This is a genomic window from Shewanella sp. HL-SH2 (genome assembly GCF_051164935.1).
GTDB lineage: Bacteria > Pseudomonadota > Gammaproteobacteria > Enterobacterales > Shewanellaceae > Shewanella > Shewanella glacialimarina.
The window spans coordinates 649,572-663,261 of sequence record NZ_CP195035.1 but is presented as its reverse complement, the minus strand read 5'-3'; the positions used below and the strand labels follow the sequence as shown (position 1 = coordinate 663,261).

Annotated in this window: 10 protein-coding genes; 3 read left to right on the top strand and 7 right to left on the bottom strand. The window is 41.9% G+C overall.

All coding sequences use genetic code 11. From position 1 onward, the window contains the following. Window positions 1-105: 105 nt before the first annotated feature. From hutH to hutC, 3 genes are all read right to left on the bottom strand, one after another. Window positions 106-1,644: a histidine ammonia-lyase gene (hutH, locus tag ACRWP9_RS02760; protein ID WP_434927756.1), complete on the bottom strand. Its 1,539-nt coding sequence runs from the start codon at window positions 1,642-1,644 to the stop codon at window positions 106-108. Further along, window positions 1,644-3,332, bottom strand: a complete 1,689-nt coding sequence (hutU, locus tag ACRWP9_RS02755; RefSeq protein ID WP_226412077.1) for a urocanate hydratase — start codon at window positions 3,330-3,332, stop codon at window positions 1,644-1,646. Before hutU ends, hutH begins: the two co-directional genes overlap by 1 nt. Before the next feature lie 103 nt (window positions 3,333-3,435). Beyond that, window positions 3,436-4,143 carry a histidine utilization repressor gene (gene hutC / locus ACRWP9_RS02750; RefSeq protein WP_434927755.1) on the bottom strand — a complete coding sequence of 236 codons (708 nt, stop codon included), beginning with the start codon at window positions 4,141-4,143 and terminating at the stop codon, window positions 3,436-3,438. A 115-nt stretch (window positions 4,144-4,258) separates the two neighbouring features. Between hutC and hutI the strand changes: the two genes are divergently transcribed. Further along, entirely contained in the window at window positions 4,259-5,485 is a 1,227-nt protein-coding gene (gene hutI, locus ACRWP9_RS02745) for an imidazolonepropionase (protein WP_434928906.1), read from the top strand. Window positions 5,486-5,606: 121 nt separating this feature from the next. Here the strand turns inward: hutI and ACRWP9_RS02740 are convergent, their stop codons facing one another. The 4 genes from ACRWP9_RS02740 to ACRWP9_RS02725 all read right to left on the bottom strand — a co-directional run bounded on the left by ACRWP9_RS02740 (window position 5,607) and on the right by ACRWP9_RS02725 (window position 10,026). After that, complete coding sequence (locus ACRWP9_RS02740; RefSeq protein WP_434927754.1) at window positions 5,607-6,998, bottom strand: tetrathionate reductase family octaheme c-type cytochrome; 1,392 nt, start codon at window positions 6,996-6,998, stop codon at window positions 5,607-5,609. A 47-nt stretch (window positions 6,999-7,045) separates the two neighbouring features. Then, entirely contained in the window at window positions 7,046-8,758 is a 1,713-nt protein-coding gene (locus ACRWP9_RS02735) for a DUF3373 domain-containing protein (RefSeq protein ID WP_434927753.1), read from the bottom strand. A 146-nt stretch (window positions 8,759-8,904) separates the two neighbouring features. Continuing rightward, window positions 8,905-9,231, bottom strand: a complete 327-nt coding sequence (locus ACRWP9_RS02730) for a c-type cytochrome (protein ID WP_226412083.1) — start codon at window positions 9,229-9,231, stop codon at window positions 8,905-8,907. A gap of 345 nt (window positions 9,232-9,576) precedes the next feature. Next, the gene (locus ACRWP9_RS02725) at window positions 9,577-10,026 is read right to left on the bottom strand and encodes a dCMP deaminase family protein (RefSeq protein WP_226412085.1); all 450 of its coding nucleotides are present in this window, start codon (window positions 10,024-10,026) and stop codon (window positions 9,577-9,579) included. 238 nt (window positions 10,027-10,264) lie between these two features. Between ACRWP9_RS02725 and ACRWP9_RS02720 the strand changes: the two genes are divergently transcribed. Both ACRWP9_RS02720 and ACRWP9_RS02715 read left to right on the top strand, forming a co-directional pair. Next, window positions 10,265-10,798, top strand: a complete 534-nt coding sequence (locus ACRWP9_RS02720; RefSeq protein WP_434927752.1) for a hypothetical protein — start codon at window positions 10,265-10,267, stop codon at window positions 10,796-10,798. Beyond that, window positions 10,795-13,665, top strand: coding sequence for a prolyl oligopeptidase family serine peptidase (locus ACRWP9_RS02715; RefSeq protein WP_434927751.1), 2,871 nt, complete (start codon window positions 10,795-10,797; stop codon window positions 13,663-13,665). Before ACRWP9_RS02720 ends, ACRWP9_RS02715 begins: the two co-directional genes overlap by 4 nt. The last annotated feature ends 25 nt before the right edge of the window (window positions 13,666-13,690 follow it).

Below are 13,690 nucleotides of genomic sequence, written 5' to 3'. Positions count from 1 at the left end.
CCTTTATCTATTCATTACTTTTTAACCTAGGGCTTTACAACTCACCCTAGGTATCAAGAATCGTATCATCTAGCGACTCGGGATCATCTAGCGACTCGGGATCATCTAGCGACTCGGGATCATCCCCATTGGTAAGTAAGTGTTAAAGTTTGCTTGCATCAATAAATCAATCGAACTTTCGATGTCAGGTGCAAAGAAACGGTCTTGATCGTAAAACGTCACCACTTCACGTAACTCGGCTTTCGCTTTGGCTACCGCAGCACTGGGTTGTAATGGCTTTCTAAAATCAAGCCCCTGAGCCGCTGCCAACAATTCAATTGCCAACACGCCACGGGTGTTTTCACTCATATCCCGTAAACGACGCGCGGCAAAGGTTGCCATAGACACGTGATCTTCCTGGTTTGCAGAGGTCGGCAAGCTGTCTACCGATGCTGGGTGAGCATAGGTTTTGTTCTCAGACGCTAATGCCGCTGCAGTCACTTGCGCAATCATAAAACCTGAGTTTACCCCGCCGTTATTCACTAGAAATGGCGGTAGTTTTGATAAGCTAGAGTCAATTAACAAGGCCATACGGCGCTCAGAAATTGAACCTAACTCAGCTATCGCAATCGCCAAGTTATCCGCCGCCATTGCAACAGGCTCAGCATGGAAGTTACCACCTGATAGAATATCTCCGGTGTCCTGGAACACTAATGGGTTATCTGTTACCCCATTGGCTTCGACACATAGTACATCAGCGGCATGGCGAATTTGAGTTAAACACGCACCTAATACCTGTGGCTGGCAACGTAGTGAATACGGGTCTTGCACCTTGTCACAGTTTGCATGGCTTTGACTTATTTCAGAGTCATTACCCAATAAATGACGGAAAATAGCTGCCGAGTCAATTTGGCCTTTTTGTCCACGCGCAGCGTGAATACGCGCATCAAACGGACTGCGACTGCCCATTGCGGCTTCAACACTCATTGAGCCAATCACTGAACTTGCGGCAAATAAGTCTTCTGCATTAAACAAACCTTCTAACGCCAGCGCAGTTGAAGCTTGTGTACCATTAAGTAACGCCAAGCCTTCTTTAGCCGCTAACTCTAAAGGTTGTAGACCGGCAATTTCTAAGCCTTCTTTGGCGCTAATTAACTCACCTTGGTAACTCATTTCGCCTTCACCTAATAACGGCAAACACATATGCGCCAATGGAGCTAAATCACCCGATGCGCCAACTGAACCTTTTTCTGGCACACAGGGATAAACACCGGCATTAACTAGTTGAATTAAGAAGTTGATCACCTCAAGACGAATACCCGAAAAACCCCGGCTTAATGAGTTAATTTTTAATACCATCATTAAGCGCACGGTCGCATCTTGCATATATTGGCCGATACCCGCCGCATGCGATAATACAATTGAGCGCTGTAATAGCTGTAGATCACCTGGCGCAATTTTGGTGTTAGCTAACAAACCAAAACCGGTATTGATACCATAAACGGTGCGACCATCTCGCAATACTTGCTGAACAATTTCAGCACTATTATTAATATCGGCAAAGGCGCTATCGGCAAGTGTTAGCTCAACAGAATTACGACTAATTTGGCGCAGCTCTGCCAGTGTGAGTGTGCCCGGTGTTAATGTGAATTTATGCTTAGTCATTATTGTGTTCCTGCTTTATCACTTGAAATCATAGGTAAATCTAAACCTTGCTCTTTAGCGCACTGTTTTGCGATGTCGTAACCTGCATCAGCATGACGCATCACACCAGTAGCGGGGTCATTCCATAATACTCGACCTAATCGCGTAGCCGCTTCATCAGTACCGTCGGCAACAATCACCACACCAGAATGCTGACTAAAGCCCATACCCACGCCACCACCATGGTGCAGTGACACCCAAGTGGCACCGCTAGCGGTATTTAATAGCGCGTTCATTAGTGGCCAATCAGATACTGCATCAGAGCCATCAAGCATAGATTCGGTTTCACGATTTGGACTGGCGACAGAGCCTGAGTCTAAATGATCACGACCAATAACGATTGGCGCAGATAACTCGCCATTTTTAACCATTTCGTTAAAGGCTAACGCTAAACGAGCACGATCTTTTAGACCAACCCAACAAATACGTGCAGGTAAACCTTGAAACGCAATACGCTCACGCGCCATGTCTAACCAATTATGCAAATGTGGATTATCAGGAATAAGCTCTTTGACTTTGGCATCAGTTTTATAAATATCTTCAGGATCACCCGACAAGGCTACCCAACGGAACGGGCCAATACCTTCACAGAATAAAGGACGCACATAAGCAGGTACAAAACCAGGGAAATCAAAAGCATTTTCAACGCCCTCATCAAACGCCATTTGACGAATGTTATTACCGTAATCTGTAGTTGCAGCGCCTGCGGCTTGTAATGCCAACATAGCTCTAACCTGAACAGCCATTGATTGTTTAGCCGCCTTAACAACCGCCGCTTCATCAGTTTTACGCATGCTGGCAGCGTGCTCTAATGTCCAGCCCTGGGGTAAATAACCATTTAATGGGTCGTGCGCTGAGGTTTGGTCGGTTACCACGTCCGGCGTAATGCCACGCTTAACTAACTCAGTAAATACATCGGCCGCATTACCTAATAAGCCGACCGATACTGGCTTGCCGCTTTTATTGGCTTCATCAATCATGGCTAATGCTTCGTCTAACGACTTGGCTTTTTTGTCTACATAGCGGGTGCGCATTCTAAAGTCGATACGGGTTTCATCCACTTCACAGGTTAATACTGAATAGCCCGCCATAGTGCCTGCTAATGGTTGAGCGCCGCCCATGCCACCTAAACCACCGGTTAAAATCCACTTACCCGCAGATGAACCGTTAAAGTGTTGGTTTGCCATAGCGACGAAGGTTTCGTAAGTGCCTTGCACAATGCCCTGCGAGCCAATGTAAATCCACGAACCTGCGGTCATTTGGCCATACATGGCTAAACCTTTTTTATCGAGTTCGTTAAAGTGCTCCCAATTAGCCCAATGCGGTACCAGGTTTGAGTTGGCAATAATCACTCGCGGTGCATTACTGTGGGTTTTAAACACGCCTACAGGTTTACCTGATTGCACCAACAAGGTTTCATCATCTTCAAGACGCTGCAGCACTTCAATAATTTTGTCATAGCTTGGCCAGTCTCTTGCTGCACGGCCAATACCACCGTAAACCACCAAATCTTCCGGGCGTTCAGCTACATCAGGGTGTAAGTTGTTCATTAACATCCGCATTGCCGCTTCTGTTAACCAGCTTTTACAACTTAGCGTTGTACCGTGTGGCGCAATAATTCGTCTGCTTGGGTCGTGTCTTTTATCCATATTTTCCTCTTCAACCTGTTCGGTTTGTTTTATTTTTTCTGTGGCTAACGGCTTGTTGTTCGTTAGTTAATCGGTTTACTTACGGCGAATAACTTATTTATGGTTAACGCTTAAAGGTTAAATGGCCGCCTAATCTAAATTTACTGCCGGGGTGCACTAAACGGGCAAAACTCACCACGCCTTTACGTGACCAGGTACGGCGAGTAATTTGTAAGCAGGGTTCAGTGGCCACTATTTCTAAACGTTGCTGAGTTTGTTCTGTGCCAATAATCGCTTCGACTGTGTGGCGCGCTTCTGTTAATGGCGCAATTTGGGATAAGTATTCATGGGGTGTTTGCTGGCTAAAATCTTGCTTTAGGTAATCCGGGATCAAGTTAGGATTAACAAAGCGCTCCTCTAACTGTAATGGTATACCTTGCTCGCAATGCACTAATACCGAGTGAAATACGGCACTACCCACCTCTAATCCTAACGCGATAGCAATTGGCGCGATGGCGTCTATTTGAGTTAACTCTAGCTGCTTTACACTGTATCCATGGCCGCGCTCTTTAATTTCATCGGCAATATTACGAATATTCAGTAAAGACGATTGCGACTTAAGACCTGCTACAAATGTCCCTAACCCTTGGGTGCGCTCTAAAATGCCAGCCTCGACAAGTTCAGTTAATGCGCGTCTGGCAGTCATTCGACTACAATTAAACATCTCAGTTAATTGATTTTCTGATGGTATGCGGGCGTTCTCTTCCCACTCACCCGCCTCAATACGCGCAAGGATGAATTGTTTAATCTCAGCAAATTTTGCCAATGCCATATGCGGTTCCAATGCTAGAAATGAGGAATAATGGGATATCATCCTAGCTTGTATATACAAGCGAGATCAAGTATTGTTTGATTAACAATCAAAAGACTGAGTAAAGAACATGGCTATGAACTGGGACCACGTGTGGATTGATGTCAACGTTGCCACTATGGATACAGCATCATCAGTGCCATATGGCGCGATTGAAAGTGCAGCCATTGCCGTAAAAGACGGCAAAATAGCCTGGATAGGCCCTCGCGCAGATCTCCCTAAGTTTGATGCGTTAGCCACGCCGATTTACCGTGGTAAAGGTAAATGGATCACTCCTGGCTTGATTGATGCCCACACTCATCTCGTCTTTGCAGGCAGCCGCGCCAATGAGTTTGAACAACGCTTACAAGGCGCAAGCTATGAAGATATTGCTCGAGCTGGCGGCGGGATTATTTCGACCGTAACAGCCTGTCGCGAAGCCGATGAAGAAACCCTATTTAATCTGGGTCGTAAGCGTTTAAATGCGCTTGCTAAAGAAGGCGTTACCACAATTGAAATAAAATCTGGCTATGGTTTAGATACCGAAACCGAATTAAAACTCCTTAGGGTTGCGCGAGAACTCGGCGAGCATCACCATATCGATGTGAAAACCACATTTTTAGGCGCCCATGCCATTCCTGCAGAATATAAAACCCAACCTGATGCTTATGTCGATTTAGTCATTGATGAGATGCTGCCACAAGTGATTAAGCATAATCTTGCTGATGCTGTAGATGTGTTTTGCGAAGGCATCGCCTTTAATCTTGAGCAAACAGAGCGAGTGCTGACAGCTGCCAAACAAGCCGGCTTAGCAATAAAGCTGCATGCCGAACAATTGTCTAATATTGGTGGTAGTGAATTAGCTGCCAAACTTGGCGCTTTGTCTGTCGATCATATTGAACATTTAGATGAAGCAGGCGTACAAGCCCTAAGTCAAAGCGGTACCTGTGCGGTACTGCTACCTGGTGCCTATTATTTTCTACGAGAAACCAAATTGCCACCGATTGAATTGCTGCGTAAATACAAAGTACCCATTGTTATCGCCAGTGATTTTAACCCTGGTTCATCACCAATTTGTTCAACCAAATTGATGCTAAATATGGCGTGTACATTATTCCGCCTAACGCCTGAAGAAGCCCTTAAAGGCTTAACCATTAATGCCGCTAAAGCATTGGGGATTGAAGAAAGTGTTGGTAGTTTAGTGGTAGGTAAACAAGCCGATTTCTGTTTGTGGGATATTAGTTCACCTGCTGAACTGGCTTACACTTTTGGGGTAAACCCTTGCGAGCAAGTCATTAAAGCGGGTCAAATTATTCAGCAGTAAACCCACATAATCCGCTATAAAAAGAACTTAAACCGACTAGCGATTTAAGCTCTTTTATTATTGGTAATATTAAGTCTAGGTAACCTAGAAACTAAACAATGCCTTCAGGAATAGCTTAAAATTACTCCATTGCATGACGTTTACCTTGTTTGTTTTTCATTGGGTCGCCGTCATATCCTAGCGCTTTCCAATCTAAACGTTCACCTTTGTTATGGCAGTCATTACATTGTAATGCTTTGCCTTTTGGTGACACCATATGGTTGATGCGCCACCACATTTCGGTTTCAACAAAGCCATGCTTACCACTGTACTTGAAGCCTTTCTCTACCATAGTTGGGTTAGCTTCCATGCCTAATTTTGCTGCTAAGTCCCAATCAAACTTATCCCAATAGCCACCTTCACCGTACGTTTTAGGGGTTATCAAAATATTGAGTTTAGCATCATAAATTTGCTTACCCGTGTGCACTTTGAAGGGATAGATTTTAGCTTTAGGGTCATTAATATCCCCTAATGGATAAGTTAATTTAATTGTTTGAGTTGGGTCCATTTTATCGCCAGCCATATACGCATCGGCACGGCCATTAAACCAAGCATATTGTGGTTTAACGTCTTTTTGCCAAATAAAGCTACCTTTCTTTTTATTAAAAGTATGCTTACCATATTGATCTGTCGTATCAGGAAGATCTTGCCCTGCAGTTGACCAGTCCCAATGCATTTTTGTCGGTTCATTTTTCGCAAATGACGGTATATGACAAGTCTGACACGCTACGGCTTCCGAGTGGGTATTAAGCTTTTTGTTTTTATGAGGTGCGCCATCATGGCAGTTTTCACAACCAATTTTGCTTTCGCCTCCAGGTGAGACACCCATCGCATTACCGGTAATTTGATGACTTTCAGTGACGTGACAAGTTTGGCACTGGAAATCATTTCCATCGGCATTCATATGCACATCGGTCGCTTTATCTGGATAAGACATGGATGAGTCTAAATCACCGTGCTTGACCGCATCACCGCCACCACCGTAAAAGTGGCAGCTGCCGCAATTATCACGCACAGGCGAACCGACATTCTGGGCTACGTTGGCTAAATTGACTCTTGCTAAGGCCTCGCCTGCACCCGCAGGATCTTTAATGTAAGTCCCCGTGGTGTCGTGACAGACTAAACAATCCACTTTAGTCGCGTCCTTAAAGTCGAATGTAGAATCTTTCCAACCATAGCCAGCATGGCAGCTGGTACAACGCGGTTCATTACCGGATATCGACACACAAAAGTTGTTAATACTGTTCTTTTTACCACGCATCACTGTGCGATCAGGTAGCTTTTGTTCTAATTCCCAAGTCCAATGTGAAGATGTCATAAATTCTTCAGCATGTTCTTTATGGCATGTTAAGCATTGTGTAGTCACTTCAGGGCCGTTGGAAAATGGCCCTTTTAGCGCCTCTTTATGGTCAAAGGCAGCCTGTGCAGTGGTGCTTATGGCAAGCAACATAAGGGCTGCAGTTAAGATTTTCATGGTGTATATCCTTACCTCCCTGAGCAGACACTCAGGGAGGAACCAAGTTAGAAGTTAACCGTCAGTGACGCATTAACGTCATAGGCGGTGTCGACAACGGGTAGCATTGAGAACGCGTTACCGGCAATCACATCGTCAACATTCATCGGTGCACCTACTGGTGAGCCACTTCCGGTATATTCATAGTCGTAATACAAACCGGCTAACTTGATAAACATTTTTGGATTTATATCAAAAATATAATAGGCTTCAGCTACATGGCCACGGGTCGCTAGCTTACTGCCGATAGGATCATCTTGCGCTTGGGTGAACGGACTCCAGTATTTAGAACCGTAGTTATATTCCAAGCCGAACTTTCCGTAGGGTGCAGGTATTTGCATACCGACATAAATGCCATAGCCATCTTTAGTGTCACTATCAACCGTTTCTTTTGGCACCATAATGATTTCAGTCCCCGTGCTGTTAAGTTCTGCTTCAAATACTGCGTCACTTAACATGCCGCCAAACAAACCGGCATTACCGTTTGGTTCTGCGCGAGTCCAACCGAATGAAGCAAACATTTTCATATCGTCATCGGTTTCATAGGCATAACCTAGTCCCCCTAAGAACAAATCACCAATCACACCGCTGGGTTGTACGCGGGTAACGAAGTTAAAGTTGTCAAATTTTTGCATGTCTTGATACATAGTTGGAGCAAAGATACCCGCCAGTCGAGTCGGGAATGCCATGGTGCCTGTAAAGCCATCATTGACATCTTTAGCGCCGAATAAAGTGAACTGTAAGAAGTGGTTTCCGTCACTGACAACGTCGATATTAAAACCACCGAGGTGAGTATCTTTGGTGATAATGTCGCCAAATAATTCGCCATTACCGTACTGTGATTCAAATCCTTGACCATAGCAAAAACGCACTGTTTGACCTTCGATACCGGTAATATCACTGAGATCATAGCCTAGCGTTAGGCCATCGAAGTTGAAGTTAACTAAATGACCTGATGGCGTGCCGCCTCTGAGTTCATTTTCACGATAGTGACTTGGTGGGCCGTAGGTTGAAGGGCGGCGTCCAATCGAAAGATAGGTGCCGCTGCCGTTAATGTCTTTCCAGTTAAAATAGGCGCGTTCTACTTTTAATTCATCACCACTGGTGCTACCGCTACTGGTGCCATCCATAGTGAATGAATTCCACGAATCAAACACTTTAACGCCAGTAGAGTCTCCCCAACTTTTAAACATGGTCAAACGTCCGGAAAAACTGACGTTATCCCATACTTTAGCATCAATATTTAAACGCAACCGCGTGGTGTAAAAAATTTCATTATCAATATCTTGCTGGGTTTTTGCCCCTAACATCATAGGCATAACGCCTTGTAGCATACCGTTTTGAAACGCGCTGGCTAAATCAGGGTTCGCTATCATCATTTGGCCTAACGGAGAGGTAGCACTATTCGGGTCGCCAAATGCTCCTGACATGGCTTTCGCGCCAAAGTCAGAGAAATTAACGTTCATGGCCGGGTTCCATGTGACATTTTGGTAATGTAAAGAATGCGCTTTCGTTCTAAAGTCACCAGTGATTGCAACTCTGTCTAACGCGGTGTGACGTTCGGTTTTATCAACCCGTGAATTTAAATCGTCAAGATCTTCAGTTATTGTTGCGAGCTGTTGTTTTAAATCAGCAATTTTCTGGGCATCTGCGTCTGCAGCAAGGCTAGCACCGCTCATAAAGAGCGCATTAGCAACGAGTATTGATATGAGAGTTCTCATGTTATTTCTCCCCAAACCTGCCTAATAAACAAGTCTATTTGGCAAATTTTAGTTGTAAAAATCCCTGAGGCTTAGCCCCATTATTTTTCAGTTTGATTAGTGGCTGACGTTTTCGCTTAAGACGAAAGGTGCTCAGCGTTTATGATTTAGCCGCAGGTGGCTGGTTGATCTGAATCAGCGGCATGGTCATATAAAAACTGTTGAATATCTTTTAAGTCTTTTTCTGACAGTGCCTCAAAAACGGCAGGTTTGGCTTTGTGCATATCGCGAGTGAAAAAGCGATCCCACTGGCTCATGGTTTTGGTCATTGGAGTGAGCTCTTGCCCTTCACTATTTGCACTGTGGCAGGCTTTACATTCTTTTTTGTACAGGTGTTTACCTTTTTTAGGGTTTCCACCTTCAGCGGCCATGACTTGACTACCAAACGATAATGCAATGGCGATTGCTATACTAACTTTAATATAAGTGTTCATCTGTTTATCCTCTGTAGGGCTTTTTATGGGTGCTACGTTAGCAAGGTGTCATTATTTCTTTGCTGTAACGAATGTTACCTAAAAGGGGGTAGTGTTAATTTGAAGTAGATCATATCCATGCAAAAAACCTAATTGATAAAAATATAATTGATAAAAATCTAATGAATATGATTATAACGAGCATGTTATTAATAATTAATCGGTCTTGGCATTACTTAAAAAGCTACGCTAGGGAGGAAATAAAGCTAATAGAACAACCTCGAGGGGGAGTGTTAAGAATATGGGTAATGAGTTAAAACGAAAAAATCGCCCAAATAGGCGATTTTTAATTAATAACAATATAGCCTACGACTCGGCTAACTCATCCAGTGGCAACCAATTTACTGTCACACCAGCCTGTTGAAACATCTCTTGTGAAAGCTTAATTTTTTCACCCCAGCGTGATAAAAAATCAGCATTTTGTTCAGGGCAAAAGACGCCAGTAATACCTGTTTGAATTATTTTTGCTGCACAATTAGGGCAAGGAAAGTGTGTCACCCAAATATCACAACCGTCTAAATCTCGCTTAGCAAATAAAATCGCATTCTCTTCGGCATGCAATGTTTTAAGCAGCTTCATTTCCCGGTCGTCGGTTTCAGCACTGTCTGAAATACCGTGCGGATAACCATTAAAGCCAACAGACACAATACGATTATGCTTGGTGATCACCGCGCCCACTTGAGTCGACGGATCTTTACTCCAAGAGCCAACTAACTCAGCCATTTGAAAAAAACGTTTTGCCCACTTTGAAATCATACTAACAGCCCTAAATGAATGACAAATAACAATCTTATTCGATAAAATATCATACCTGATAACCAAACTAACTCTTATATCTATCCAACTGCGATAATAAATTTAAAGTTGCATTCTGCATTTGACAAAATTGATTATTAAATAGATATTGTTACACATTTTTAGATACTACAAATATTTAAATACGTTATTGATCATGGATATAATGACGTTAAACCAAGTAAGGATACTTAAAATAATGAACCCGTGCTTAGTGTTACTGCTCGCCATGTTAATGGCTGGTTGCGCGCAGAAAATTACCGCAATCAACACAGACCAAGATAAAAAACTTGATACCCTTATGGGTTACTTGCTTATTTCCATTGATACTAATAGTAAATTAGACAGCATTAGCATTGACGGCGACAGTGATTTTATTTTTACTGAAGAAAATTTGCAGCCTGGTTCAAACTTCATCATAGCCGAAATTCCTGCTGGCGCTTATAGTTTCGAAAGGATAAAACTAAATCGTTACTATTATTACTCCCTTACTGATGGAATATGGAACTTCACTGTTGAAGCTGGAAAAATTAATTATATCGGTAATTTCAATATTGAAATTAAATTTTTTGGCTCAAAAATGCTCTTAGAAAACCAATCATCAGAAGCACTGAGATATATAGAAGCAAAGTTTCCCAATATATATCAATCTCGAGAGCTAGTTTATTCTGGCCCGGGTAATGACGACTTCTTTTCATTTGCCCGCGAAATGACTAAGGAAAAATCTGAATGATAAATCGCCTCCTGCTTACGTTGGTATTAACCCTAAGTATAATTAAAACCGTTTTCTCTATCCCTATTCCGGCAGATAAACTGTTTATTTCACCCGCTTTCGGTCAATTAAGTTTTAGCCCTGATGAAAAATATCTATCGACATCTCAGTATAATGACGAAGGCTATCAGTTATCGTTAATTGAAATCGAATCCCAGAATTTAATTAATATTTTAGTCTTACCCCCAAGCCAGACCGTTACTGGATATCAGTGGCTTGATAACAATCATATATATTTAAAAATAAGTCACAAAGGTTTCTCTATGGAAGGCTTTATGACAATTAAAGATAGCCAAGGAAACATTAAACCTCGCTTTGCGATCCTTGAATCAAAAGGAGATCTCATTAGTTCACTCAATTATAGTGGTGAAGTGCTCTATAGCTTCAAAAAATATAATAGTAACTACCAACAATTGCATAAAGTCAGCATTGAACAGCTAGAAAAAAACCTCTTCTCTAAACAAACCTTATTTGATGACACCAAGCAGAAAGTGCACGGTTATTTCTTCGATGAAAAAAAAATGACCTTATTTTCTCTAAAAATTGATAAGGAAGCGAAAGAGATAAATTTCTTTTACCGACCATTTAATGACTACAAGTGGCAAAAATTTTTCACCCTATCCTCAGACTCAGAAACCTTCATCCCAATACAAATTATTGATGAGCAAACAATGTATGTACTCAGCAATCAGAATTCCGACAAAGTGGGTTTATATAAGTTTGATATTAAAAATCAGTCATTACTCGACTTGATTTATGAACATGAAAAATATGACCTTGTCGGAGGAAAATTTGATCAGCAAAGTAACCTTCATTCGGTTTCTTTTTATGAAAATGGCCAATTAACAACTAACATATTTGATAAAGATGCCAGTCTAGAACAAAAAAAGTTTACTCAAGCATTTCCAAATAAAATTGTAATCACAATCAACTCCAACAAAGATAACAACCAACATATTTTATTCGTTTCAGCCTCTGATGACTCAGGAAAATATTATCTTTTCAATAGTGATACCGACAAAGCAGTCTTACTCTTTGATCGCTATCCGTCACTGCAAGACTATCAACTGAATAAGACCTTAGAGTTCAATATTAAATCTAAAAATGGCGTCGATATTGAATCATATTTAACCCTTCCCAATAAAGATACCAGTAATGGAACGTTACTGATCATGCCTCATGGCGGTCCTGTTGGCATCAGAGATTACAATCATTTCAATCCTGAAAGCCAGTTTTATGCTAGCCGGGGTTATGCTGTTCTAAGAATCAACTTCAGAGGTTCTCAGGGATACGGCAAAGCTTTTAAACTCAGTGGAGTAGGTGAATTTGGTCTAGATATTGAAAAAGACATCACTAACACAGTTAACTATATTAATAGCCGGTATTCCTTCAAACGAAGATGTGCTATTGGTTCGAGCTACGGTGGCTACTCTTCTTTAATGTTAGCAATACAACACCCCGATGATTATCAATGCGTGGTTGGTGCTTATGGGGTTTATGATTTGCCCTTATTGTTTAATTCTAGCAACATCAAAACCACAGATGAATACCGTGAAAGCACTGCAAAAGTGGTTGGTGATAACAGGGTCGAATTAAAGAATACCTCTCCCTTGTATTTGGCGAATAAAATCAAAACTCCTTTATTACTGATTGCCGGCAAGCAGGACCCTATCGCTGAATTTGAACACACTCGTCGGTTAGAATATGTTCTAGAAAAGTTAGGCAATCCACCACAGACCCTTTACTACGATAAAACTAAACATGGTCACGATAATTATTTTTGGGAGCGTCACCAATCCATCACTATTGCCGAATTTCTAAAAAACACGTTTAACTTTAATAGTTATGAACAGTTAATTTCAGCCGACAAAGATGCAAAAGCAATTGTGGATTTAGCTGAAGATTATGTCACCCTTGCAGATGCATGGCATTTCGATAGCAAAATTGCCAAAAATCCTGAAAAAGCAAATGAATATTATTTAAAAGCTGCAGAAATGAAACACGGAAGAGCTAACTACATAATGGGAAGTCTTCATTTAGAACAGGGTGAAGAAGCAGAATCATTATCCTGGTATAAGCAAGCATCTAAGTATGGCTACGCGGCAGCAAGCTATAAATTGGGTTTGTTGTATAGTGGTAATAGTAATGAGTCGGTATCTAAAGATAATATTAAAGCGTTCGAGTATTTCAGAAGAGCTGATCAACAAGGCTATAGTTCTGCTGCCAAAATACAGATGGCAAAATATTATTGTGTCGGTGATACCATCCCAAGAGATAACACTAAATGCGTTGATTTACTAAAATTAAATCATTTGAAAAATGTACTTGAAGAAAATAAGACAAACGAAGACGAAGAACTTAACAAACAAGCTCAGCGCGCGGTTATTGGCAAAATATTTCTCGAAACGGACTTTTCAGCAGCCGAGCGGCGAGCATTACAACTGCTATTGTTAGAGGAGTATCAAGTTGAAAACATCAAATTCTCAATAAACATAAAAGATGCAGGTTTAGTTTCATCTGACGGTCTAACAATTGTGAATAACCAGCCTAAACTCAAGCTCAGTGAGGGTGACCACATTGCCTTATTCTTCAATATTGACGCTGACAATGATGAGAAAAACCTCGCGATAATGGCTAGCTGGCAATTCACCAGCGAAAACGGTGACAGAGGTGAATTATGGGCAGGAATGCTTTATGGTAATGCCGATGACACTTGGAGTATAAAGCATAAAGTATCGAAGTACGAAGCTCCAAAAGGAACCTATACTCTAACGTTAAGGGACTCCTCAGACAATATTATTGCGACAAAGTCTTTCATTCGAATATAGTGCTTATTCGTGAGTAATAACACTT